The following is a 25,688-nucleotide window of genomic DNA, read 5'->3' as shown; positions in this document are numbered from 1 at the left end:
GGACGTGCCGTCAATGCCATTGGCCGTCCTCACGCGAGGACGGCCAATGTGTTACGTACAGCCCGTTGCCTGCTACTTCTGGGGCAACGCTTACTCGGCGAGCGGCTTGCCCGCTGCGTCCTTGACCTTCGACTTCCACTGCGTGCGGATTTCCGACACGACCGATTCCGGCAGCGAAATGTAGTCGAGATCGTTCGCGGCTTGCGTGCCGTTCTTGAATGCCCAGTCGAAGAACTTCAGCGTCTCGGTGCCTTGCGGTGCCTTTTCCTGCGTCGTGTGCAACAGCACGAACGTCGCGCCGACGATCGGCCATGCGTTCTTGCCCGGCTCGTTCGTCAGGATCTGGTAGAACGATTTCGACCAGTCCGCGCCTGCTGCCGCTGCCTTGAACGTATCCGTCTTCGGCTCGACCACCGTGCCCGTCGAATTCTTCAGCGCGACGTAGGTCATATGGTTCTGCTTGGCGTAGGCCCATTCGACGTAGCCGATTGCGCCCGGCAGACGTTGCACGAATGCGGCGACGCCGTCGTTGCCCTTGCCGCCCGTACCCGTCGGCCAGTTGACCGTCGAGCCTTCACCGACCTTCGACTTCCATTCCGTGTTGACCTTCGACAGGTAGTTCGTCCAGATGAAGCTGGTGCCCGAACCGTCGGCGCGGCGAACCACGGCGATGTCCGTGTCCGGCAGCTTGACCTTCGGGTTCAGTGCAACGATCGCGGGATCGTTCCACTTCTTGATCTTGCCCAGATAGATGTCGCCGAGCACTTCGCCCGACAGGACGAGTTCAGCCGGCTTCACGCCCGGTACGTTGACGACCGGCACCACGCCGCCGACCACCGTCGGAAACTGGAACAGGCCGTCCTTGGCGAGTTCGTCGTCCTTCAGCGGAGCGTCGGAGCCTGCGAAATCGACGGTCTTGGCAACGATCTGCTTCACGCCGCCCGACGAACCGATACCCTGATAGTTAACCTTGCCGCCGCCGGACTTCTGATAGGCGTCGGCCCACTTCGTATAAATCGGTGCTGCGAAGGTGCTGCCCGCGCCGGTGATGTCTGCGGCTTGCGCTGCGATCGCGAAGAACGCGCCAGCGACGCCAGCGAACACGGTTTGCATCAATTTCATCGAAACCTCCAAGGTGTGAGCGGTGTGAGCGAGTAAGACGAACACCGCGAAGCTTAGGGTCTCTTTGTGACAGTAACGTGACTTACCGTGAAACGTACGTGACAGTGGGTTTACGAAGGTGAAAGGCGTTCTGGTGGGTAAATCACGGAGCGGGCGCATCGTTGCCCGGTGCCTGTATAGATTAGGCGAAAAAGATGGGGTGGGGGTTTGCGGTGGAGCGTGGGGATCTAGCGATGCGGGAGTGCGCATCGGCTCGCCGCAATGAAACTCGGGCATGCGCGGGCTGGGCCGTCGATGGTCGGCCCCGCCCGCGCATTGAGGCGCCCGCTTAAGCTGTCGCCTGCTTCACCGCAGCAGCGATGGATTCGGCATGACGAAGCGCATCGTCGGCATGTTCCGCCTCCACCATGACCCGCAACACCGGCTCGGTGCCCGATGCGCGAATCAGCACGCGTCCGCGGCCATTGAGCGCGTCTTCAGCGCTGGCGATAGCGCGCCGGATCGCGTCGCTGCCCTTCCAGTCGGCGTCCGGTTTCATCCGCACATTGATCAGCTTTTGCGGGAACAGCGTGACGCCGTCGAGCAGTTCGGCCAGCGTCTTGTCGCTGCGCTTCATGGCGGCGAGCACGAGCAGCGCCGACACGATGCCGTCGCCGGTGGAATGGCGGTCGAGCGACAGAATGTGGCCCGACCCTTCAGCGCCAAGCTGCCAGCCGTGCTCCCGCAACTGTTCGAGCACGTAGCGGTCGCCGACTGCCGCGCGCACGAACTTGACGCCTGCCGCCTGCAACGCGACTTCGACCGCCATATTGGTCATCAAGGTGCCGACCGCACCTTCGACCTTGCCGTCGGTCGCGATACGATCTTTCACCAGCACGTACAGCAGTTCGTCGCCGTTATACAGGCGCCCTGCCGCGTCGACGACCTGCAGACGGTCAGCGTCTCCGTCGAGCGCAATGCCCAGGTCGGCGTGGTTGGCCCGCACCGCCCGCACGAGCGCATCCGGCGCGGTCGCACCGACGCCGTCGTTGATATTGAAGCCATTCGGCGCAACCCCGATCGGGATGATCTCCGCGCCGAGCTCGTGAAAGACGTGCGGCGCGACGTCATACGCGGCGCCGTGCGCGCAGTCGACCACCAGCTTCAGTCCCCGCAAATCGAACGCCGCGGGAAACGTGCTTTTGCAGAACTCGATGTAGCGGCCGGCGGCGTCGTCAAGACGCCGCGCCTTGCCGAGCTGCTCAGACGAAGCACAGGCGAGCGGCAGCTCAAGGTGCTCTTCGATCTGCGATTCCACCTCGTCGGGCAACTTGTTGCCGTCGGCGGAAAAGAACTTGATGCCGTTGTCGTAATACGGATTGTGCGACGCGCTGATCACCACGCCGGCCGCGAGCCGCAACGCGCGCGTCAGATAGGCGATGCCCGGCGTGGGCATTGGACCGGCCAGCATCACGTCGACGCCTGCTGCGGAAAAACCGGCTTCGAGCGCAGCCTCGAGCATATAGCCGGACACCCGCGTGTCCTTACCGATCAGCACGGTTGGCCGCGTGCCCGTGCGTGCCCAACGGTCTGCACCGACCAGCACCTTGCCGGCCGCATAGCCGAGCCGCAAAACAAATTCCGGCGTGATGGGCCCTTCACCGACCTTTCCCCGAATTCCGTCCGTGCCGAAATAACGACGTGCCATCTTTTATGTTCCTCCTTGGCTGTGGGTTCAACCCCGCGGGCCGGCGTGATTCGCCGCGTTGCGCAGGGCTACCCAGACTTTCAATGCGTCTACTGTTTGTGCGACGTCGTGCACGCGGAGAATCGCGGCGCCGCGTTCCGCCGCGCAAACGGCTGCAGCGATGCTGCCGGCGACGCGCTCCGGCGCCGCCCGTCCGGTGACCGCGCCGATCATCGATTTGCGCGACATTCCCGCAAGAATGGGATATGGCGGCTCGCCGCGGGGCGCCGTATCCGGCAGAGCCGCGAGCAGCGCGTAATTATGCTCGACCACTGCCTTACCAAAACCGAAACCGGGGTCGACGCTGATGCGATCCCGTGCGATGCCCGCCTGTCTGAGCGCGTCCACCCGTTCTTCCAGAAACTGCCGGACTTCGCTGACGACGTCGCCGTAAGCCGGTTCACCCAGTTGCATGCTCTGCGGCTCGCCGAGCATATGCATGACGCACAGACCGCAGTCGCTTTCGCGGACCGCGTCGACGGCGCCGGGCATGCGAAAGCCCCAGATGTCGTTGATCAGATCGGCGCCCGCGGCGAGCGCGTGGCGCATTACTTCGGGCTTATAGGTGTCGACGGATAGCGGCACGTTGGCGCCGCGCAGTTGCTCGACAAGTGGGATCACACGTTCTAGCTCTTCGTCGAGCGGCACTGGCGGCGCGCCCGGACGCGTGGATTCGCCGCCGATGTCGATGATGTCCGCGCCGTCAAGCAGCATGCGTTCGGCTTGACGCAACGCATCGCCGCGCATCGCATACTGGCCGCCGTCGGAAAAGGAATCTGGTGTGACGTTCAGGATGCCCATGACCAACGGGCGTTCAAAGCTCAGCCTGAACCGGCCGCATTGCAACGGCTCCGGGATACGGGGAAAAGGAATAGCGACTGTGGCCACGTAGCGTTACATCACTTATGACGGATAAATGCAAAACGGGCCGGTGTGAAACACACCGGCCCGCACTTTCTACTGATAGCCGATCAGGCCGGAGCGGTCGCGCTGCCCGGCTTGACTTCGGTGCCGGGGCTGCCGCCCGACGAAGCGTCGCTTGCCGACGGCGGCGAGCTCTTAGGCGAGCGCGGCGGACGGCCTGCCATGATGTCGTTGATCTGATCGGCGTCGATCGTTTCCCACTCCATCAGCGCGGCGGTCATTGCTTCGACCTTGTCGCGGTTTTCGTCCAGCAGGCGCTTCGCGAGGTTGTATTGCTCGTCCAGCACGCGCCGGATTTCGGCGTCGACCTTCTGCTGCGTTGCTTCCGAAATGGTACGCGTGAAGCCACGACCAAACGGCGTTGCGTCGTTTTCGTCGTCAACGTAGACCATCGGGCCCAACGCGTCCGTCATGCCGAAACGGGCCACCATGGCGCGCGCGGTTTGCGTGGCCTTGTTGAAGTCGTCCGACGCGCCGGTGCTGATCAGGTTGAGGAACAGCTCTTCTGCAACACGGCCGCCGAACAGAATGGCGAGACGATCGAGCAGATAGTCTTTCGAGTACGTTTCGTTGTCATGCTCCGGCAACTGCCACGTGACGCCCAACGCACGGCCACGCGGAATGATCGTGACCTTGTGCACCGGATCGGCCTTCGGCAGCAACTTGGCGATGACCGCGTGACCCGACTCGTGATACGCGGTGGCACGCTTCGATTCTTCGCGGATCACGGCCGACTTGCGCTCCGGGCCCATGAAGATCTTGTCTTTCGCGTCTTCGAAGTCCGTCATTTCGACAATACGCTTGCCGCGGCGCGCCGCGAACAAAGCAGCTTCGTTCACGAGATTCGCCAGATCAGCGCCCGAGAAGCCCGGCGTGCCACGCGCGATCACCGCTGCGTCGACGTCGTTCGAAATCGGCACCTTGCGCAGGTGAACCTTCATGATGTGTTCGCGACCACGAATGTCCGGCAGACCGACATAGACCTGGCGGTCGAAACGGCCCGGACGCAGCAGAGCCTTGTCGAGCACGTCCGAACGGTTGGTTGCAGCGATCACGATCACACCCGAATTCGCCTCGAAGCCGTCCATCTCCACCAGCATCTGATTCAACGTCTGCTCGCGCTCGTCGTTACCGCCGCCCATGCCGGCGCCGCGATGACGGCCGACCGCGTCGATTTCGTCGATGAACACGATGCACGGTGCATGCTTTTTCGCCTGCTCGAACATGTCGCGCACACGCGCCGCGCCGACACCGACGAACATTTCGACGAAGTCCGAACCCGAAATGCTGAAGAACGGCACCTTCGCTTCGCCAGCAATGGCGCGCGCGAGCAGCGTCTTACCGGTTCCCGGCGGGCCGACCAGCAATACGCCACGGGGAATGCGGCCGCCCAGCTTCTGGAATTTCTGCGGATCGCGCAGGAAATCGACCAGTTCGGAGACTTCTTCCTTCGCTTCGTCGCAACCTGCGACGTCGGTGAAATTGATTGCGTTGTTGTTTTCGTCGATCAGACGCGCGCGAGACTTGCCGAACGAGAACGCGCCGCCTTTCCCGCCCCCCTGCATCTGTCGCATCATGTAGAACCAGAAACCGATGATCAGGATCGTCGGCCCGAGGTAATACAGCGCGGACACCAGCGCATTGGGTTCGTCGTCAGCCTTGCCGCTTACCTGAACGCCATACTTCATCAGATCGCCGACCATCCAGATGTCGCCGGGCGACACGATCTGGTACTTCTGGCCGTCTGCTGGAGTGACCGTGAGGTTCCGCCCCTGGACAATGACGTTCTTGACTTTGCCGTTCTTCGCGTCGTCCATGAACTGCGAATAGGAAACGCCTTCCTGGACACGGGGCTTGTCGAACTGCTTGAACACCGTAAATAGCACCAGTGCGATAACCAGCCACACTGCTGCTTTCGAAAACATATTGTTGTTCAAAGCACCACTCCTTCACTTAGACGGGCGCCTACATTTGCCTTGCGGCACCACGAAAGCATTCTAATCCAGTCCGCAGACCCCTGCCATAAGGTTTCGCTACCACAGAAATAGCGTAGCGGGCTGTAACGGTGCAAATTTCCACCGTCATCAGCGCATTTATGGACAGACTCTGAACCATTCTGCAGGCCCTGCGAGAGCCGCCCTATGTGGGCCGCCCTATGTGGGCCGCCCTACGCGGGGCGCTTCAAATGCTTACCCAAAATAAACGTTTCTGACGACTTGTCCCGCGAAGCCTTCGGCTTGCGGGCAGCCACCACCTTGAACTGGCGCTTGAACTTTTCGACAATCTGGCTGTAACCACTGCCGTGAAAGCATTTGACTAAAAGGGCTCCATCCGGTTTCAGGTGATTCTGCGAGAATTCCAGCGCGAGATCGCACAAATGCTCGATCCGCGCCGCATCCGCCAAGGCCACCCCTGACAGGTTGGGCGCCATATCCGAAATTACAAGGTCCACTTGGCGCTCTCCCACTAATTCTTCCAACTGGGCCAGCACCGAGTCTTCGCGAAAGTCGCCCTGAATGAAGTGGACGTCGGCGACCGGCTCCATTGGCAGCACGTCGAGCGCGATAATTGTGCCGTCGATCCCGCCTTCCCGCTCGGCGTCGCGCCGCGACCCTTTGGCGAGTTTGTTGCGCGCATACTGGCTCCAGCTGCCCGGCGTGGAGCCCAGATCGACGATGACCTGCCCCGGGCGGATCAGCTTGTCCTGCTCATCGATTTCCTTCAGCTTGTACGCTGCGCGGGCGCGATAGCCTTCGCGCTGCGCCATCTTTACGTAAGGATCGTTGATGTGGTCATGCAACCACGCCGTGTTGAACTTGTTTTTTGCCATTAAACGTTGAACTCTTGCTGCGTCATGTCACGCTTTAGCGGATAATACGCGGTTAATTCGCGCGGCGACCGCCAAAAACCGGCAGTTATCCGCGATTCTGTTGTTCTGACGCGCCGCCTGCCGTACTGTCCCACTCGTATCCCGATTGCGCCCAAACCGAATCAATCGAAAGACGGGATAGGCCACGCAGGCGCTGCCATTTTAGTCGAGTCTCCCACTTCACATGCCCGCCCTCAAAGTCTCTTCCGACCAACGCGCCGAGTTGCGCTCCCAGGCACATGCGCTCAAACCGGTCGTGCTCGTCGGCGCCGAAGGTTTGACCGACGCCGTGCTCGCCGAGATCAAGGTCCACCTCGCCGCTCATCAGCTGATCAAGATCCGTGTGTTCGGCGACGAACGCGAAGAACGCATCGCCATTTACGAACAGATCTGCGACACGCTGAACGCCGCGCCGATCCAGCATATCGGCAAGCTGCTGGTTATCTGGAAGCCGGAGGCCGCAGCGCAACCTGCGGTAAAGAGCAAGCGCGGCGCATTGCCGAGCGCCCGCGAAGCCGCTGTCGAAGCCAAACCCGGCAAGGGCCGCGCGCCGCGCGTCGTCAAAGTCGTGAAGCCTAGCGAAGTGCCCATGCGCAAACCCAAGGCGAAAGCAGTGCTGGTGCGCGGGAACGAACGCGTCACGCAAGGCGGCAACATCAAACGCGCGAAAAAGCGGCAAACAAGCGCCAAGCGCGCGCATCAGTCGAAATAAGCAAACGTATGAAAGGTGCGGCGAACTCCGCGCCTATTGCGTGCGGCCAGCTTTGACTTCAAGGTTTGGCCGCGCTCTTCGCCTGGCGCGCTGGCAGCGCAAGCGAGCGCCACACCACAGCAGCAGCCCTCCAGCCGGCGCTTTAGCCTGTCACTTTTCCCGAAACATCGGGGGCGCCCTGCTGTACTGAACCAGCGCCCTCGCCCAGCGGCAGCTTCCAGACCAGAACCAGGCCGAGCAGGCTTTCAATCAGATAGAACAGGCTGGAAACGCCGTGCAGCATGCCGAAGCGCGCAGCATAGGTGGAGTGCCCGACATCGGTGCCCGCTTCGACCGCGGCGATACGCATCGCATTCATGAACGGCTGCAGCGCGAAATAACCAACCAGCACGCACACCAGCATTCCCGCGACAAGCCAGCGCAACCGGCGATACGCGTTCCCGCCGCGCCGGATCACCACGTTCGCGAGGCCGAGCAGCAAAATGCCGCACACGGCGCCGAGCACCCCTTCGATGCGAAACAGCTGCGCGGCCACTGCGCCCGCCGTTGTCCGGTCGAGCGAAGTGAACAGCACAGGCGCAACGGCATAGCCGATAGTCAGCAGGCTGCCGACCCACACCACCGTCAGCAGACGGAAAATCCGATGCGGCATCAGGGACACCGGAGCGGCCCTCAAACGTAGCTAACTGCGATGATTTCGTACTCGCGCACGCCGCCGGGCGCCTGCACCGACGCCACGTCGCCTTCCGACTTGCCGATCAGCGCGCGCGCAATCGGCGAGCTGATGGAAATGAGGCCGTGATCGATATCCGCTTCGTCGTCGCCGACGATCTGATATTTGACCGAAGCGCCCGAGGCGAGATCTTCGAGTTCGACCGTTGCGCCGAACACCACGCGGCCATCCGCGTCCACTTTGGACGGATCGATCACCTGAGCGCCGGCGAGCTTCGATTCGATTTCTGCGATGCGGCCCTCGATAAAACCCTGCTTTTCCTTCGCTGCGTCGTATTCTGCGTTTTCCGACAGGTCGCCCTGCGCGCGCGCTTCCGAGATCGAGTTGATCACGGCGGGACGCTCAACCGATTTCAGGCGCTGCAATTCGTCGCGCAACATGTCTGCGCCGCGCTTAGTCAATGGAATAGTGCTCATAAACAACTCTCGTGAAAACGCCGGGCCGCTTCCGGTTCGCTGAACCCCGCGCCGCATCTGAAGCGAAAGAGCCAGATGCGAGGAGTGCTTTGAAACAAAAAGCGGCCGTAAAAAAACACCGCGGTTAAGTGCATTCCGTGGGAGCCGGCGACCCGGAAGAAACCGGGACACAGCACCTGCGGAACGCCGCTTAACCGCGGCACTTACATCTTGGACAGGAACTCGAAGCCTTAGTTTAGGCGAGCGTGCAAGCCTTGTAAATCATAGACTTCCAGATCCTTCAGGTAGCGCAAGCCTTCGACGGCCGCGCGCGCGCCCGACATGGTCGTGTAGTACGTGACCTTGTTCGCCTGTGCGCTCATGCGGATCGAGCGCGAGTCGGCGATCGCGGCGCGCGTCTCGTCGACGGTCGTGAAGACCAGCGCAATTTCGCCGTTCTTGATCATGTCGACGATGTGCGGGCGGCCGTCCTTCACCTTGTTCACGACCTTGACCGGCACGCCGGCCGCTTCGATCGCAGCCGCAGTGCCCTTGGTTGCGACAATCGGATATCCGAGTTCGTGCAGCATGCGCGCGACTTCGACGGCCTTCGGCTTGTCGGCGTCCATCACGGTCAACAGCACCGTGCCCGACTCCGGCAGACGCGAGCCCGCCGCCAGCTGCGACTTGAAAAGCGCCTCTCCGAACGTTTGGCCGACACCCATCACTTCGCCGGTCGAACGCATTTCCGGCCCGAGCACGGGATCGACAGCCGGGAACTTGACGAACGGGAACACAGCTTCCTTCACGCTGAAGTACGGCGGATCGATTTCCTTCGTCACGCCTTGTGCCGCAAGCTTTTGACCGACCATAGCGCGCGCTGCGATTTTCGCGAGCGGCAGGCTGGTCGCCTTCGACACGTACGGCACCGTGCGCGAAGCACGCGGATTCACTTCCAGCACGTAAATGATGTCCTGCTTCGAGCCGTCCGCCTGCGGAACTTGCTGAATCGCGAACTGCACGTTCATCAGGCCGACCACGTTCAGCGCCTTTGCCATTGCACCGGTCTGACGCTTCAGTTCAGCAATGGTCTCGCCCGACAGCGAGTACGGCGGCAGCGAGCAAGCCGAGTCGCCCGAATGCACGCCCGCCTGTTCGATATGCTCCATCACGCCGCCGATGAACACCGCTTCGCCGTCCGAAATGCAATCCACGTCGCATTCGATTGCGTCGTTCAGGAAGCGGTCGAGCAGCACCGGCGAGTCGTTCGACACTTTCACGGCCTCGCGCATGTAGCGCTCGAGGTCGCGCGGCTCGTGGACGATTTCCATTGCGCGGCCGCCCAGCACGTACGACGGACGCACCACCAGCGGGTAGCCGATTTCGTCGGCGAGCTTGAGCGCTTCGTCTTCGGCGCGCGCGGTGCGGTTAGGCGGCTGGCGCAGGCCGAGGTCCTGCAGCAGTTTCTGGAAACGCTCGCGGTCTTCGGCCGCATCGATCATGTCGGGCGACGTGCCGATGATCGGCACACCGTTCGCTTCGAGATCGAGCGCGAGCTTCAGCGGCGTCTGGCCGCCGTATTGCACGATCACGCCGACCGGCTTTTCCTTGTCGACGATTTCGAGCACGTCTTCGAGCGTCAGCGATTCGAAGTACAGACGATCGGACGTGTCGTAGTCGGTCGAAACCGTTTCAGGGTTGCAGTTGACCATGATCGTTTCGTAGCCGTCTTCGCGCATGGCGAGCGCGGCATGCACGCAGCAGTAGTCGAACTCGATGCCCTGGCCGATCCGGTTCGGGCCGCCGCCCAGGACCATGATCTTCTTGTTGTTCGTCGGATTAGCCTCGCACTCTTCCTCGTAGGTCGAGTACATGTAGGCCGTTTTCGTGGCGAACTCGGCCGCGCATGTATCGACGCGCTTGTACACCGGGCGCACGTTCAGTTCAATGCGGCGAGCCCGCACTTCGGCGGGCTTCGCGCCGACGAGCTTGGCGAGACGCCGGTCCGAGAAACCGCTTTGCTTCAGATACTTCAGTTCTTCCTTCGAGAGGCTCGCGAGCGTACGGCCGGCCAGCGCCTTTTCCTTCAGGATGATCTGTTCGATCTGCGCGAGGAACCACGGGTCGATCGACGTCTCTTCGAAAATTTCCTGCGCCGTCATACCGATACGGAACGCGTCGCCGACGTACCAGATACGGTCCGGACCGGCTTCGCCGATCTCGCGGATGATCTCGTCGCGGTTATCGGTCTTTTCGTCCAGACCGTCGACGCCTACTTCAAGACCACGCAGCGCTTTCTGGAACGACTCCTGGAAAGTGCGGCCGATCGCCATGACTTCGCCGACCGACTTCATTTGCGTGGTCAGGCGCGAATCGGCTTCGCGGAATTTCTCGAACGCGAAACGCGGAATCTTGGTGACGACGTAGTCGATCGTCGGTTCGAACGACGCCGGCGTCTGGCCGCCGGTGATTTCGTTCTTCAGCTCGTCGAGCGTGTAGCCGACTGCAAGCTTGGCCGCGACCTTGGCGATCGGGAAGCCGGTCGCCTTCGACGCCAGCGCCGACGAACGCGACACGCGCGGGTTCATTTCGATCACGATCATCCGGCCGTCTTTCGGATTGATCGAGAACTGCACGTTCGAACCGCCGGTGTCCACGCCGATCTCGCGCAGCACGGCGAGCGACGCGTTACGCAGAACCTGATATTCCTTGTCCGTGAGCGTTTGAGCCGGCGCGACGGTGATCGAATCGCCGGTGTGGATGCCCATGGGGTCCAGGTTTTCGATCGAGCAAACGATGATGCAGTTGTCCTTCTTGTCGCGGACCACTTCCATCTCGTACTCTTTCCAGCCGAGCAGCGATTCTTCGATCAGCAATTCGCGCGTGGGCGACAGGTCGAGACCGCGCTTGCAGATTTCCTCGAATTCTTCACGGTTGTACGCGATGCCGCCGCCCGAACCGCCAAGCGTGAACGACGGGCGGATCACGACCGGATAACCGCCGCTGCCGGTTTCAACGGCGATGCGCGCCTGAACCTGCAGCGCTTCTTCCATGGAATGCGCGGTGCCCGACTTGGCCGAACCGAGACCGATCTTGGTCATCGCGTCCTTGAACTTCTGGCGGTCTTCCGCCTTGTCGATTGCTTCCGGCGATGCGCCGATCAGCTCGACCTTGTACTTTTCCAGCACGCCGTGCGCGTGCAGATCGAGCGCGCAGTTCAGCGCGGTCTGGCCGCCCATCGTCGGCAGGATCGCGTCCGGGCGCTCCTTGGCGATGATGCGCTCGACCACTTCCCACGTGATCGGCTCGATATAAGTCACGTCAGCCGTGTTCGGGTCGGTCATGATCGTCGCCGGATTGCTGTTGACGAGGATGACCTTGTAGCCTTCCTCACGCAGCGCCTTGCATGCCTGCGCGCCCGAGTAATCGAACTCGCACGCCTGGCCGATGATGATCGGACCCGCGCCGATAATGAGAATGCTCTTGATGTCTGTCCGCTTGGGCATAACGCTCTCGCTAATGTATTCCTGAATTCTTTCCGTCAGCGCGCGCCGCCTGGGCGTTGCGCGCGCTTTACCTCTCGCTGCTTCTGGCCGCGCTCGTTATGCCGCCGCGGTCTTGCCGGCCTTCTTCGCGTCCATCAACGCGGTGAAGCGGTCGAACAGATAGGCGATGTCGTGCGGGCCCGGCGACGCTTCCGGATGGCCCTGGAAACAGAACGCGGGCTTGTCGCTCAAAGCAAAGCCTTGCAGCGTGCCGTCGAAGAGCGACACGTGCGTGACGCGCGCGTTGGCCGGCAGCGTGTCGGCGTCCACAGCGAAGCCGTGGTTTTGCGACGTGATGATCACGCGGCCGTCGTCCAGATCTTTCACCGGATGGTTGGCGCCGTGGTGGCCGGTTTTCATCTTCACGGTCCTGGCGCCGAGCGCGAGGCCCATGATCTGGTGGCCGAGGCAGATGCCGAACGTAGGAATGCCACGCTCGATCAATTCCTTCGTGGCCGCGATTGCGTAGTCGCACGGCTCGGGATCGCCCGGGCCGTTCGACAGGAAGATGCCGTCCGGATTGAGCGCGAGCGCGTCCGCGGCCGATGCCTCTGCCGGCAGCACGGTCACGTGGCAGCCGCGCTCAGCGAGCATGCGCAGGATGTTGTACTTGACGCCGTAGTCGAACGCGACGACGCGATACTTCGGCGCATTCTGTTTGCCGTAGCCGCTTTCCAGACGCCATTCGGTCTGCGTCCACTCGTAGGTTTCTTTCGTCGACACGACCTTCGCGAGGTCCATGCCCGCGAGGCCGGGGAACGAGCGTGCGAGTTCGATAGCCTTGGCCTCGTCGTCCGAGCCGGCGAGAATCGCGCCGTTCTGAGCGCCCTTGTCACGCAGAACGCGGGTCAGCTTGCGGGTGTCGAGACCGGCGATCGCGACCACGCCTTCGTCCTGCAGATACTGCGTGAGCGTGCGCTCCATGCGGAAATTCGACGCGAGAACCGGCAGGTCGCGAATGATCAGCCCGGCGGCATGGACTTTCGTCGCTTCGACGTCTTCGGCGTTCACGCCGACGTTGCCGATATGCGGGTACGTGAGGGTCACGATCTGGCGCGCGTAGCTCGGGTCAGTCAGAATTTCCTGATAGCCGGTGATAGCGGTGTTGAACACCACTTCGCCAATGGTATGCCCGGGGGCGCCGATCGAATAACCACGAAAGACCGTGCCGTCGGCGAGCGCGAGCAGAGCGGGAGAAAATGACGGCAACACGGGAGACTCCTTGGGGGAACACCCTGTTGCCGACCTGCCTATCCGGTTTGCGAGCCGCAGCGGACAGCATCATGCGATGCGCGCGCAGACTCGCTCGCGTACTGCCGTTGACGTTGCAAAGCGCGCGCGGGGTGTCCAATGTGTCCATTTTGTGGACGGATCGGCTTGGTGCGGGCTGCTTGCTACGCCAGTGGCGCGCGGCGGATGAACGGTATGGAAGAGGTAGGCGCTAGGGTGCGGGTTGATAAGCTCAAACCTCGGAATTATAGCCTGAGACTGCCCTTCCCTCCAAATCCGAGATGGCATGCCGACACCTCCGCGACCCACGGCAATCCGGTTAAAGCCTTATTGGGCGGGCTCGCACGGCAAGCCGGCAAGTTTTACGTTGCCGGATTCGGGATAGTACGAGCCGTAAGGTGCCGGTTCAGCGGCTTCCCGGAAAATTGCCGGGGAAGGCTCATGCGTCCTGCCGAGCGTGGGCCGCGGCGTGCACCGGCTTGCGCCCCGGAATCACGTACCAGACTGCGCTGAGCACCTGAAACGCGATGAGAATTCCCCACGCCGCGAGATGAGCGGCCGCTGGATAATGGCCGCCGCTCGCCGGCCAATGCGACAACACGGCGCCCACGCCGATCTGAAAGCCGAAGATCAGTAGAAAAATGATCAATGTCAGCGTGGTGTTCACGCGGCCGGTCATCTGCGCCGGAAAGCTGCGCGCCATGACCGCATACGTGAGAATGCCCGTGCCACCGAAGATTCCGTAAGCCGCCCACAGCAAGCTCGCCGGGAGCGGCGCATTGAACACGATCAGCAGCTGGGTCAACACATACAGCGCCATGCCGATGCCGCAGAACGCATACAGCGATACGCCGCGCCGCTCCAGACTGCGAGCCGCTGCGCCGAAACCGACGCAACCGGCCATCATCGCGAAACCAAGAATCGACACCAGCGCAGCGGCTTCTTTCGGCGCGAAGCCTTGAACGTCGCGCAGCCACGCGCCGACCCATAGCGATTGCATTGCATAGAAAACGCCCTGCGTGACGACCGAAAACGACGCGATTTTCCAGAAGGTGGCGCTCCGTAGAATATGCAGCGTGCCCTGAAACTGCGCGCCGATACTCGCCTGATGACGGGTCTCATTTGTCTCCGGGACGAGCATCCACTGAGCGAGCGCAACGGCGACCGTCATCAGACCCAGGCCGACGCAAACCGAGCGCCAGCTGCTGAAGGTGAGCACCCATGTGAGGGGCGAGCCGACCATGACTCCGCCGAAGCCGCCGATCGCCATCACGAGACCGTTCATCAGCGGCAGACGCGCCGATGCGAAATGCTGCGCCAACGCCTTGAATGCGGCACCGAGGCACACGGACACGCCCACGCCGATGAGCAACCGCCCCGCCATCATCATTCCGAGGCTGTGGGCCGCTCCGAACACCCAGATCCCCGCGGCGGCAAACAGCAAGGTGACTGCCGTCACGCGCCGCGGGCCAAAATGGTCGAGTAATACGCCGGCCGGGATTTGCGCGCCCGCGAAGCCGAGAAAGTACAGACTGGTCAGCACGCCAAGATCAGCCGCGGACAGCCCGAGGTCGTGGGTGATAAACGGCGCAAAACCGAGATTGACGCCCCGGAACACATAGGACACGAAATAACCGGCAGAAAACAGCAGAAAGACGCGCAACTGGGTCGACGACATACGCTCAATATCCGGTTGGCCGCAGGCCAAATGACGAACGATATCGGAATTCGGCTATGTCCGCCGCCGGCCCCGCAAATGGAAAACGCCGTCACCACAGGGTGACGGCGTCAATGAAACGGAAATACGTTCGCAGCGAACCGGCTGGGTGAGCCCCAAAGGCAAGGGGCCCAGTCAGGGCCCCGATTGCCACCGCCGTGCTTACTTGCTCTTCTTTGTTTTGCTCGACGTGGAAGCCGACACTTTGGTCACTTTGCCAGCAGGCGCGACAGACGCTTTCGATTTGCCGGCCTTGGCAACCGGCTCGGACACCTTCACTACAGCGGAGTGGCCGCGTCCCTTCTTTGAGTCGTTGTGCGATTCGCTTTTCGAGCCGCCCACACGCGTGCCGATCTTCTGGACACCGCCGCCCTGGACGTCGGTCGCGATACGCTCGGGACCCGGTTCGCTCGGAACAGTCCTGCCGACTGGCACGTGCAGCACGATGACCTGCCCGCGCGTCACGCTATCCCGATGCGTGCGGTTCCACGACTTCAACTGCCCGACGGATACGCCATAACGCAACGCGATAGCCGCCATGGACTGATTGCGGCGTACGCGGATCAGCATTTTGCGGGTGTCGGGAACGTCGGGCTCCATAGCGAGCACGGCGCTTTCGGCGACGTCCGCGCTGATGTCCTCGTCGTCATCGGAACCGCGCGGCACGACGATGGTTGAACCCGGCTTCAGACGCATGCCGACCGGAATCTTGTTGACTTCCATAAGGGTGTCGGCATCGACACCGATCTTTTGCGCGATGGCCGCCGGCGCCGAACGCTCGGTGACCGTGTACGTGGTCCACGACGACAGCGAACCCGAGTACGTTTTCAGATTGCGCTCGAACGCGCTCGCGTTGTCGAACGGCAGCAGGATTTGCGGCTGCGTAGCACCCAGAATCACCGGCTTTCTGAACGACGGGTTCAACGAACGGAATTCGTCGAGCGAGAGATTAGCCAGTTTGGCGGCCATGTCCACGTCGATATCGTGCGACGTGGTGACGGTCACAAAATACGGGTGGTTCGGGATCGACGGCAACGCGAGCCCGTACATTTGCGGGTTCGACACGATGTTCTTGACCGCCTGCAGCTTCGGCACGTAGTTGCGCGTTTCGTTGGGCATGCGCAGGCTTAGATAGTCTGTCGGCAAGCCCGCCGCTTCATTGCGCGCAATTGCGCGCTGCACGTTGCCCTCACCCCAGTTGTACGCAGCGAGTGCCAGTTGCCAGTCGCCGAACATGTCGTGCAAACGTGACAGATAGTCGAGCGCGGCACTGGTGGACGCCAGCACGTCGCGGCGCTCGTCCTGCCACATATTCTGCTTGAGGTTGTAAGTGCGGCCGGTGCCCGGCATGAATTGCCACATGCCGGCCGCTTTCGCCACCGACAACGCCTGCGGGCTATACGCCGATTCGATGAACGGCAGCAACGCGAGCTCGGTCGGCATATGGCGCGCCTCGAGCTCTTCGACGATGTGATACAGGTATTTCTGCGAGCGCTCAGTCATGCGCTGCACGTAATCCGGACGCTGCGCGTACCAGTTGACCTGCATGTCGACGAGGTCCGTTTGCAGATCCGGCATCTGGAAACCACGGCGAATGCGGCCCCATAAATCGGCGTCGGCGCTCGTCAACTGCGTGACGGAGCCCTGGTCGACATTGATCGTTTCCTTGGCGGTGGCTGTCTTGCGGAGTGCGTCGGCTACGGCTTGCTGGCTGGCGGGATTTGTTGCGGTGGTGGGGCTGCTCGTCGTTGGTCCCTGGCTCGCGCAGGCGGCGAGCGTCAGGACCAGCAACGCACTAAAGATAAATCGCATGAACGTCTCGGCTTCCACAAGGGCTGGAATTTGCAGCCGATAGTACGAAACCGTAACGTCTACGTCAATCGGAAATTGACCAAAATATCAAGCAAATCTAGGGCTTGGCGAATTCTTCCGATTCTTCGCTTGAGGAAGCGCCCAACTCGAACCCGGTCACCGGAAGCGGTTTTTCCACTCGCGCATCAATGTAAACGACGCCAGCCGGTCAGGTACGTCGGCATGCAACTGCTCCCGCAAGGTCGTCTGAATGGCGGGGTTGTCGGCACGCAGGAACGGATTCACGGCGCGCTCGTGAGCGATCGTCGTCGGCAGCGTGGGCACCTTGCGAGCCCGCAGATCGCTCGCCTTGTCTCGCCAGGCAAGCAGTTCGTCGTTGTCCGGATCGCAAGCGAGCGCGAAGCGGATGTTGGACAGCGTGTACTCGTGCGCGCAGTGCACTTCGGTCGCGCCGGGCAACGCTGCGAGCGAGTCGAGCGATGCGAGCATCTGGCTCGGCGTGCCTTCGAAGAGCCGTCCGCACCCGCAGGCGAACAGCGTGTCGCCGCAGAACACATGCGGTGTGCCGCCCGGGTCCGCCGCCTGAAAATAAGCGATGTGGCCACTCGTGTGGCCCGGGACCTCGAGTACGCTCAAATCGAGCGCGGGCGCAGCGATCGTCACGCGATCGCCATGTTTGAGACGGTGCGTGAGATGCCCGATCGCTTCGCCAGCGGGCCCGTAGACGGGAACGGCCTGGCCATTCAGCAGATCGGCTACCCCGCCGACATGGTCTTGATGATGGTGCGTGAGTAAAATAGCGCTCAGTCGCCAACCGCGCCTCGCCAGATAGGCGCGAACGGGAGCGGCTTCACCCGGATCGACGACTACCGCATGGTATCCGTCGGAAACGACCCAGATGTAATTGTCTTCAAACGCCGGGACCGGTACGTACTCGAGCGCATTCATAGGCGACGCATTCTTTGATATGACTGACCGAGCGATTATAGACTGGCCCGCCTGGACGGATTCGCCGCCCGGCCGCTACGTGCTGGAATGGGAACAGACGCAGCTCGACCGTGTGGTGTCGGACGTTTTCGGCTACCACGCGCTGCAACTCGGCCTGCCGCAGCTCGACGCGTTGCGCGAAAACCGCATGCCTTGCCGCGGGCTCGTGCTCGATGCCGCGAGCGGTGCGAGTGCACCTTATAGTTTCCCGCGCGCTCAGGCACTTGCCGGGAATGGCTCGATGGACGGCTTGAGAGACGGTTTGAGAGACGGATTGAGAAGCGCCCCGGGCAACGGCCCCATGCGCGGCGGACCAGCGCCGGCACCGCTGCCCTCGCCCGCCGGACGCAGCGCGGTCTGGTGCGATCTGCTCGATTTGCCGTTCGAAGCCCAGAGCGTCGATCTGATCGTGATGCCGCACACGCTCGAATTCACGAGCGATCCGCACCGCCTGCTGCGCGAAGCCGAGCGCGTGCTGATGCCCGAAGGCCAGTTGATCATTCTCGGCTTCAACTCGCTTTCGCTCTGGGGCGCGCGGCAATCGGTCGGCAAGATGACGGGCCGGCCGTTCGTGCCCGCCGCTGTCGATCTGATCGCCTTCACGCGTCTGAAAGACTGGATCAAGCTGCTCGGCTTCGACCTTGAACGCGGGCGCTTCGGCTGCTATCGTCCGCCGCTCGACAGCGATCAGTGGCTCTCCCGCTACGGCTTCATGGAAGCCGCCGGAGACCGCTGGTGGCCGATCTTCGGCGCGACCTACATGATCAAGGCGATCAAGCGCGTGCGCGGCATGCGCCTCGTCGGACCACTCAAGGTGAAAAAGCCCGTCCTCGCCGCGGGCCTCGCGCCCGCCGCTACACCGAACACACGCAACCATACTCAATGACAGCAAACATCATCGACATTTATACCGACGGCGCCTGCAAGGGCAACCCCGGCCCGGGCGGCTGGGGCGCGCTGCTGCGCTTCGGCGATCAGGAAAAAGAGCTGTTCGGCGGCGAAGCGAATACCACCAACAATCGCATGGAACTGATGGGCGTGATCTCCGCGCTCGAGGCGCTGAAGCGTCCGTGCAAAGCCGTTGTGCACACCGACTCGCAGTACGTGCAGAAAGGCATCAGCGAGTGGATTCACGGCTGGAAAAAGAAAGGCTGGGTCACCGCCGCAAAGCAACCGGTGAAAAACGCCGATTTGTGGAAGCGGCTCGACGCGCTCGTCGCGCAACATGAGATCGAATGGCGCTGGGTGCGCGGACATAACGGGCACCCCGAAAACGAACGCGCGGACCAGCTTGCGAATCGTGGCGTCGCGTCGCTCGCGGAATTGTGACCGTCGGCCGCCAGGCCGCGCGACCACCTTTCTCCCCGCTAATTTGCGGCTGCAATTTCTGAGGCAAAGCTAACTCAACATGCGTCAACTTATCCTCGATACTGAAACAACCGGCCTGAACGCCCGAACCGGCGACCGCATCCTCGAACTGGGTTGCGTCGAACTGGTGAACCGGCGCCTCACCGGCAACAATCTGCACTTCTATATCAACCCCGAGCGCGACAGTGATCCCGGCGCATTGGCCGTCCACGGGCTGACCACCGAGTTCCTGAGCGACAAGCCGAAGTTCGCCGAGATCGCCGACCAGTTTCGTGACTTCATTCAGGACGCGGACCTGATCATTCACAACGCGCCGTTCGACATCGGGTTCCTCGACGCCGAGTTCGCGTTGCTCGGCCTACCGCCCGTCAGCACCTATTGCGGCGAGATCATCGACACGCTCGCGCGTGCGAAGCAGATGTTCCCCGGCAAGCGCAATTCACTCGACGCTTTGTGCGACCGCTTCGGCATCAGCAATGCGCATCGCACGCTGCACGGCGCGCTGCTCGACTCGGAACTGCTCGCCGAAGTCTATCTGGCGATGACACGCGGCCAGGAAAGCCTTGTCATCGACATGCTTGGCGAATCGCACGGCAGCGGCGAAGCGCATGCGCCGCGCGTGGCCATCGACTCGCTGGACCTCGTCGTGATTGCCGCGAGCGACGAAGAACTCGCCGCACACCAGGCGGTTCTGGATGGCCTCGACAAAGCAATCAAAGGCACGAGCGTGTGGCGCCTCGAACCCGTGCCCGTGTCGGATGAGCAAGCTGCTTAAAAAGTGCTGGACGAGCTCTCAAATCCCCGGCATAATCTTGCTCTCTTCGGGTGGTTAGCTCAGCGGTAGAGCACTGCCTTCACACGGCAGGGGTCACTGGTTCGATCCCAGTACTACCCACCAGAATTTTGGTGTGTCGATCACCGAAGAAAAAAGGGCTTACGCAGCAATGCGTAAGCCCTTTTCCGTTTTGTGTTTTCCGTTTCGTCACGTCCGGTTTGCCTCGTCATTGTATTTCTCGCTGCTTGCATGTCGATATCTGTCGTCGGCACCACGGTGTGCGTGCGAGTCAACAACGAAACGTCGTCGATTGCGGCGGCAAAACAGTGCTGATATAGTCGGCTTTCGGGCATTTGCCCCGTCTACTCTCTCCACCTCATTGACTACAGGGAGGCGTCACATGTTCGCAGTGCATATGGCCATCCCTGACATGGTCCCACGACGTTGACTCGTCAACCGCGCAAGTCGGCCTGAAAAGGCGCTCTGCGCAATCCCAGATAGTTCGCAGCCGAGTCCGCAGGCTTATTGCCAGCAGTTTCATTGCCCTTAAGCGGCGCGCTTCGACTGTCTATCCACCTCGCTTCTGACTGGAACCCCGGTGCGCCATGCGCGAACGGGTTGTCGCAAATGACCAGAAAAAAACTCGACTTTCGCGGGCAAGCGTTCAAGGATGTCCTCGGCTTCACCTTCCGGCACTGGGCTCAACAGCCGTGGCGCATTGTCGTCATTTCTGCGCTTGTCATGCTCTCCGCCGTGGCGGACGTGCTCACGCCGATGTTCGCCGGCCATCTCGTCGACGCCATCGCATCCGGCCCGGCCGCACGTGCGAGCGCGTGGCATGCAGCCATCACGGCCTTCTGCGTTCTGGCCGCGCTGGGACTGGGCGCGACTTTGCTTCGGCAGGCCATGTACTTCAACATCATCAAGCTGACGTTGAAGATGATGAGTGAGATCGCCGCCAACGCATTCCATCGCGTGCAACGCTTTTCAACCGACTGGCATGCCAACAGCTTTGCCGGCTCCACGGTGCGCAAGATCACGCGCGGTATGTGGGCGCTCGATCTGCTCAACGACACGCTGCTGATCGCGCTGTTTCCGTCGCTGATCATGCTGGTGGGCGCGACGCTGCTGCTCGGCTGGCGTTGGCCGATGATGGGCGCGGTGGTCGGCGTCGGCTCGGTGCTTTATATCGCGGTGACTGTCGCGCTGTCGCTCGGCTTCGTGGCGCCGGCCGCACGCCTCGCCAACGCGTGGGACACGCGCATGGGCGGCGCGCTCGCGGACGCGGTCAGTTGCAACGGTGTGGTCAAGGCTTTCGGCGCCGAAGAGCGCGAGGAGTTGCTACTTGCGCGTGTGATCGGCAAGTGGCGCAACCGCACGCGCCGCACGTGGATTCGCGGCACGATCAACGGCGGCGTGCAAGGCGCGATGCTGGTGGCGATTCAGACCGCGATTCTCGGCGCCGCGCTGCTACTGTGGTTGCGCGGCGAGGCGAGCGTCGGCGACATCACTTTCGCTTTGACGATGTTCTTCATGCTGCAAGGCTACCTGCGCGAGGTCGGCATGCACATCCGCAACTTGCAACGCTCGGTCAACGACATGGAAGAACTCGTCTCGCTGGAGCGTCAGCCGCTCGGCATCGAAGATCGCCCGGCCGCCGGTCCGATCGTCATCGGCAAAGGCGAGATCCGCTTCGAGCACGTGACGTTTCATTATGGCGCGGACGCCACGCCGCTTTATCGCGACTTCTCCGTGCGCATTGCGCCCGGAGAACGCGTCGGGCTGGTCGGCCATTCGGGTTCGGGAAAGACCACCTTCATCAAGTTGATTCAGCGTCTTTACGACGTGTCAGAAGGCCGCATCACGATCGACGGTCAGGACATCGCGCAAGTCAGGCAGACGTCGTTGCGCAGTCAGATCGCCATCGTGCAACAGGAGCCGGTGCTGTTTCACCGTACGCTCGCGGAAAACATCGCGTATGCACGTCCGGGCGCGAGCCGCGCCGAGATCGAACACGCTGCGCAACTCGCGAACGCGCACGACTTCATCAGCGCGCTGCCCAATGCTTACGACACGCTGGTCGGCGAGCGCGGCATCAAGCTTTCGGGAGGCGAGCGCCAACGCGTGGCGATCGCGCGGGCGTTTCTGGCGGATGCACCCATCCTGATTCTGGACGAAGCCACGTCGAGCCTCGACAGCGAAAGCGAAGTGCTGATCCAGCAGGCGATGGAGCGGCTGATGCAAGGCCGCACGACGCTCGTCGTGGCGCACCGCCTTTCGACTGTGCGCGCGCTCGACCGCTTGCTCGTGCTCGACAAGGGCAAGGTAATCGAAGAAGGCAGCCACGAGACGCTGATCCGACTCGAGAACGGACTCTACCGGCGTCTGTTCGAGCGTCAGGCGCTGGAACTGATCAAGGGCTTGAATGAAGCGCCGGCATCGCACGAACGGCCCCGCGCGCGCAGCCACGCCGTGGACGATTCAAGCCTGCTGGTCAATGACTGAAGAGGGAAAGATGCGGCGTGTCTTGCGGAATATGTCTTCGTACAAGGCATATTCCGCCGGCGCGCCGCTATCGTTACACCGCGCCCGAGGGCAAACCGATGCCGCGGGCCATGCCGGTTGCCGCAAAGACCATCAACACGAGCAACACAGTCTGAATCACGCTCAAATGCGCATAGCGACGCGCGTTTTGCAGCTCCGGCGCAGCGCCTTTTCGTATCGATGCCCGCCAGCGCATTAACGCCAGCATCGACGGAACTTCCAGCACGAGGATTATCACGAGCAGCGTCATCTTGACGTGAAAGAGCGGCTCGTGGAGATAGTAATCGGCGCCCTTCTCATACGTGCCGAAAACGCGCATCAAGCCGGTGACGATCAACACGAGTGCGGAGAGGCCCCAGCGTGTATCGGCCCGGAATACCGAGCGGAGCGCGGCTGGCACCGCGGCACGGCGCAGCGCCCACGTGCGCCGCAGAATCGACGCAAGTGCGAAGCCATAGGCGAGCAGATGAAGAGCGGCAAGCAACCAGCGAACCAGCATAGCGACTCCTGCAAACGACACGGCACATCGATTGTTGTTTCACTCGCCCGCCGTCAGTACGGGCGGCATCGTTGTTTCATTATCGACCACGGCTTACTTTACAACGCGCGCAACCGTCGCTGCATGTGACCGACTGCACAAAACCTCTGCCTCAGACTTGCCGCAACGTGCTGTCGAGCGCGCGTGCGGCGACGCGATCCCCTTCGGTCGTCAGGGCCGCGCGAAATACGGTTTGCCGGTTGTGACCGGCCGCCGCGGGCGAATCCCACAGCAACTCGATTTTCGGACGCCGGCCAAACGCGGCTCGAGCAAGCGACGGAGCGCCGCTCGGGCCTGACGACGCAACGCCGGCGCCAGTGTCACCGGCGACGTGGAGCGCGATGACCGGCGTGGGCGCCGTCGCAGAGCGCGTGCCTGCCACGTCCGCCCAGCGCACGGAGAGTTCGCGCGCGTCGTACTGCCCCACCTTGCGACGCTCGGCCCATACGCTGACTGTGCGCGTAAGCGGATCGAGCGAGACGGCGTAGCGGCCGATCGCAAAACGGCGCGCAGCAATGTTGGTGCGCCACAGCGCGCGCGGACGGCAGATCCACAGAACGGCCGCGTACAGCGCGGGCGCCGCCAACAGCCAGCCGTTGGTCGCCGCCACGGCTTGCGCGGCACGGCGCCAGCCGGCGCTTACCGCAAAGGCGCTGACCGACCACATCGCGAACAGAAATCCCAGGAATGCGAAGAGCCGCAGCGCTTGCCGCAGCCATTGCGGCAGCGGATGAAAAGGACGCTCTGCGACCGCGCGTGCGCCAGGAAGAAAAATGAGCAGGAACAGGAAGACCAGGTTGATGCACGCCCACGGCGAGGACGCCATGGCCGACAGCGACGCGGTCAGATCCATCTCCGACATGGAAAACAGCCAGCGGGCGAGAAGCACGAGACCGATAGCGCGTAACGCGAAAATCGTTCCGGCGCCGGGCGCGGCATTCGCACGCGTCTCTTTCGTTCTCGCCAAGGCATCCTCCTGTCGTCGGCGGCGCCGCAGCCAATTTCGCGGCACGGCCATTATAGGGATATTACGAAGCCCGGCTCGCCGCCGCGTGCCTGAACCGCTTACTTTGCATCGCGGAACGCGAAAAACGCGGCGTGGATGCAACAACGCCCCGCGAGCGGCTTGCGCGCGGGGCGTTGCCGGGCGCTGACGAGACGCGTAGAAGACGCTCCTCCCAGCAAGCCCGTTCTCGGACCGGAGCTACCCGGCCCGGCTCAATCAGTTCGCGTTGACTTCACGCAGCACGGTACGGTGCTTCCGACGCAGCAGCTCTTCGTACGTAGCGACGTAGTTCTGCGCCATGACCTTCGACGAGAAGCGGGCTTCGAACGCCTTGCGCACCGTTTCGCGCGGCAGCGTATGCAGACGCTTGACCGCTGCGACAGCGCTGATTTCGTCTTCGACGACAAAGCCCGACACGCCGTTTTCGATCACTTCGGGCACCGAACCGCGATTGAACGCGATCACCGGCGTACCGCAAGCCATTGCCTCGATCATCACGAGACCGAAGGGCTCCGGCCAGTCGATCGGGAACAGCAGCGCGTGCGCGTTGCCGAGGAACTCGGTCTTCTCCGCTTCGCTGATTTCGCCGATATATTCGACGTGCGGCAGCGCCATGAGCGGCTTGATGACTTCGTCGTAGTAAGCGCGGTCAGCCTTGTCGAGCTTGGCCGCGACCTTGATCGGCATGCCGACCTGTTCGGCGATGCGGATCGCACGGTCCAGACGCTTTTCCGGCGAAATGCGGCCAAGGAACGCCAGATAGCTCGGCTTCACGTCCTTGATCGGCGTGAGCAGGTTTTCCGGCAGGCCGTGATAAACGGTTTGCAGCCAGTGAGCCTGCGGCAGCGGAATGCGCTGGTTGTCCGAGATCGACACGACCGGCACGTCCTTGAACGTGTTGAAGATCGGCTGCAATTCCGGCAGGTCGAGACGGCCGTGCAGCGTGGTCACGAACGGCACGGGCTGGCGTGCAAACAGCGAAAACGGGTAATAGTCGATGTGGAAATGCAGCACGTCGAATTCGTCCGCGCGGCGGCGCACTTCCTCGAGCAGCAGCATGTGCGGCGCCATCACGTCGCGAATGGTGGGGTCGAGGCGCAGCGCCTGCGGCCAGAACGCTTCGAGCTTCGCCGAGGTTTGCGAATCGCCGCTCGCAAAGAGCGTGACGTCGTGGCCCTGCTCGACCAGCGCTTCGGTCAGATAGGACACCACACGTTCCGTACCACCGTACAGCTTGGGAGGAACCGCCTCGTGCAACGGAGCGATTTGTGCGATTCGCATAATGAAGAACTCCTCGTAAAAAACCGGCAAAAGTACTGCGTTTGGTAAAAGCGACTCGCTTGCTCGCCAGGTCAGCCGGGCTGGACATGCCGGCGCGGGCCTTATTCTTTCGAGAAATCCTGCGATAGATCGCTTCGGGTTAGAGAGCCCGAACGGTGCTCACCGTTCATGCCTGTGCGGTAAACGCACAAACAACACGGACGTTGACAAACTGTCAGAAAATTCCGCGTGGGGCACAGAGCGCATGCATTATCGATGCCGAGCTTCACGCTGCACCACAACATTTCAAAGTCTTTACGTTGTTACAAAGGGGATACACTTTGCAAACCCTTGTTTTACAAGACAGTTCTACAGTAGCGACTGGCCGCCATCTGCGGCTGCCCCTGGTTCGCCCGCGGGATCTT

Annotated in this window: 20 protein-coding genes and 1 tRNA gene; 6 read left to right on the top strand and 15 right to left on the bottom strand. The window is 62.1% G+C overall.

Annotation, left to right across the window (positions count from 1 at the left end):
• Positions 1-90 precede the first annotated feature (90 nt).
• The 5 genes from pstS to H281_RS0122680 all read right to left on the bottom strand — a co-directional run bounded on the left by pstS (position 91) and on the right by H281_RS0122680 (position 6,602).
• Positions 91-1,122 carry a phosphate ABC transporter substrate-binding protein PstS gene (gene pstS / locus H281_RS0122700; protein WP_020069437.1) on the bottom strand — a complete coding sequence of 344 codons (1,032 nt, stop codon included), beginning with the start codon at positions 1,120-1,122 and terminating at the stop codon, positions 91-93.
• 328 nt (positions 1,123-1,450) lie between these two features.
• Positions 1,451-2,809 carry a phosphoglucosamine mutase gene (gene glmM / locus H281_RS0122695; protein WP_020069436.1) on the bottom strand — a complete coding sequence of 453 codons (1,359 nt, stop codon included), beginning with the start codon at positions 2,807-2,809 and terminating at the stop codon, positions 1,451-1,453.
• Positions 2,810-2,836: 27 nt separating this feature from the next.
• The gene (gene folP / locus H281_RS0122690) at positions 2,837-3,721 is read right to left on the bottom strand and encodes a dihydropteroate synthase (protein ID WP_408735244.1); all 885 of its coding nucleotides are present in this window, start codon (positions 3,719-3,721) and stop codon (positions 2,837-2,839) included.
• Positions 3,722-3,819: 98 nt separating this feature from the next.
• Positions 3,820-5,709: an ATP-dependent zinc metalloprotease FtsH gene (gene ftsH / locus H281_RS0122685; RefSeq protein ID WP_006051983.1), complete on the bottom strand. Its 1,890-nt coding sequence runs from the start codon at positions 5,707-5,709 to the stop codon at positions 3,820-3,822.
• A gap of 230 nt (positions 5,710-5,939) precedes the next feature.
• On the bottom strand, positions 5,940-6,602 hold the full coding sequence (locus H281_RS0122680; protein ID WP_020069434.1) for an RlmE family RNA methyltransferase: 663 nt from the start codon (positions 6,600-6,602) through the stop codon (positions 5,940-5,942).
• A 223-nt stretch (positions 6,603-6,825) separates the two neighbouring features.
• Between H281_RS0122680 and H281_RS0122675 the strand changes: the two genes are divergently transcribed.
• Positions 6,826-7,353, top strand: a complete 528-nt coding sequence (locus tag H281_RS0122675) for a YhbY family RNA-binding protein (protein WP_020069433.1) — start codon at positions 6,826-6,828, stop codon at positions 7,351-7,353.
• Positions 7,354-7,495: 142 nt separating this feature from the next.
• Here the strand turns inward: H281_RS0122675 and H281_RS0122670 are convergent, their stop codons facing one another.
• From H281_RS0122670 to gloB, 7 genes are all read right to left on the bottom strand, one after another.
• Entirely contained in the window at positions 7,496-8,005 is a 510-nt protein-coding gene (locus H281_RS0122670; protein WP_020069432.1) for a DUF4149 domain-containing protein, read from the bottom strand.
• A gap of 20 nt (positions 8,006-8,025) precedes the next feature.
• The gene (gene greA / locus H281_RS0122665; protein WP_020069431.1) at positions 8,026-8,502 is read right to left on the bottom strand and encodes a transcription elongation factor GreA; all 477 of its coding nucleotides are present in this window, start codon (positions 8,500-8,502) and stop codon (positions 8,026-8,028) included.
• Positions 8,503-8,732: 230 nt separating this feature from the next.
• Complete coding sequence (carB, locus tag H281_RS0122660) at positions 8,733-11,987, bottom strand: carbamoyl-phosphate synthase large subunit (protein WP_020069430.1); 3,255 nt, start codon at positions 11,985-11,987, stop codon at positions 8,733-8,735.
• Positions 11,988-12,083: 96 nt separating this feature from the next.
• Positions 12,084-13,238, bottom strand: a complete 1,155-nt coding sequence (gene carA / locus H281_RS0122655; protein WP_020069429.1) for a glutamine-hydrolyzing carbamoyl-phosphate synthase small subunit — start codon at positions 13,236-13,238, stop codon at positions 12,084-12,086.
• Positions 13,239-13,695: 457 nt separating this feature from the next.
• Complete coding sequence (locus H281_RS34795; protein WP_020069428.1) at positions 13,696-14,934, bottom strand: MFS transporter; 1,239 nt, start codon at positions 14,932-14,934, stop codon at positions 13,696-13,698.
• 201 nt (positions 14,935-15,135) lie between these two features.
• Positions 15,136-16,785 carry a transglycosylase SLT domain-containing protein gene (locus H281_RS0122645; RefSeq protein ID WP_020069427.1) on the bottom strand — a complete coding sequence of 550 codons (1,650 nt, stop codon included), beginning with the start codon at positions 16,783-16,785 and terminating at the stop codon, positions 15,136-15,138.
• Between the two features lie 156 nt (positions 16,786-16,941).
• Entirely contained in the window at positions 16,942-17,733 is a 792-nt protein-coding gene (gene gloB, locus H281_RS0122640; RefSeq protein ID WP_020069426.1) for a hydroxyacylglutathione hydrolase, read from the bottom strand.
• Between the two features lie 19 nt (positions 17,734-17,752).
• On the opposite strand from gloB, the gene H281_RS0122635 reads away from it, so the two are divergent.
• The 5 genes from H281_RS0122635 to H281_RS0122610 all read left to right on the top strand — a co-directional run bounded on the left by H281_RS0122635 (position 17,753) and on the right by H281_RS0122610 (position 22,420).
• Entirely contained in the window at positions 17,753-18,658 is a 906-nt protein-coding gene (locus tag H281_RS0122635; protein ID WP_020069425.1) for a class I SAM-dependent methyltransferase, read from the top strand.
• Positions 18,655-19,101 (top strand): ribonuclease HI, encoded by a 447-nt coding sequence (gene rnhA, locus H281_RS0122630; protein ID WP_006051973.1) that lies wholly within the window; start codon positions 18,655-18,657, stop codon positions 19,099-19,101. The genes H281_RS0122635 and rnhA overlap by 4 nt, the downstream gene beginning before the upstream one ends.
• A gap of 79 nt (positions 19,102-19,180) precedes the next feature.
• Complete coding sequence (gene dnaQ, locus H281_RS0122625; RefSeq protein WP_020069424.1) at positions 19,181-19,915, top strand: DNA polymerase III subunit epsilon; 735 nt, start codon at positions 19,181-19,183, stop codon at positions 19,913-19,915.
• A gap of 48 nt (positions 19,916-19,963) precedes the next feature.
• Positions 19,964-20,038: transfer RNA gene (locus H281_RS0122620), tRNA-Val, on the top strand.
• A gap of 504 nt (positions 20,039-20,542) precedes the next feature.
• Positions 20,543-22,420, top strand: coding sequence for an ABC transporter ATP-binding protein (locus H281_RS0122610; protein WP_020069422.1), 1,878 nt, complete (start codon positions 20,543-20,545; stop codon positions 22,418-22,420).
• A 73-nt stretch (positions 22,421-22,493) separates the two neighbouring features.
• On the opposite strand, the gene H281_RS0122605 is transcribed toward H281_RS0122610, so the two are convergent.
• From H281_RS0122605 to H281_RS0122595, 3 genes are all read right to left on the bottom strand, one after another.
• Positions 22,494-22,958 carry a DUF2214 family protein gene (locus H281_RS0122605; RefSeq protein WP_020069421.1) on the bottom strand — a complete coding sequence of 155 codons (465 nt, stop codon included), beginning with the start codon at positions 22,956-22,958 and terminating at the stop codon, positions 22,494-22,496.
• Between the two features lie 151 nt (positions 22,959-23,109).
• Positions 23,110-23,964: a hypothetical protein gene (locus tag H281_RS0122600; protein ID WP_020069420.1), complete on the bottom strand. Its 855-nt coding sequence runs from the start codon at positions 23,962-23,964 to the stop codon at positions 23,110-23,112.
• Positions 23,965-24,219: 255 nt separating this feature from the next.
• Complete coding sequence (locus H281_RS0122595; protein WP_020069419.1) at positions 24,220-25,284, bottom strand: glycosyltransferase family 4 protein; 1,065 nt, start codon at positions 25,282-25,284, stop codon at positions 24,220-24,222.
• Positions 25,285-25,688 lie beyond the last annotated feature (404 nt).

Origin of the sequence: Paraburkholderia caledonica (genome assembly GCF_000383275.1) — a bacterium.
GTDB lineage: Bacteria > Pseudomonadota > Gammaproteobacteria > Burkholderiales > Burkholderiaceae > Paraburkholderia > Paraburkholderia caledonica.
The sequence above is the reverse complement of the archived record's forward strand: the minus strand, read 5'-3'. Positions and strand labels throughout refer to the sequence as shown.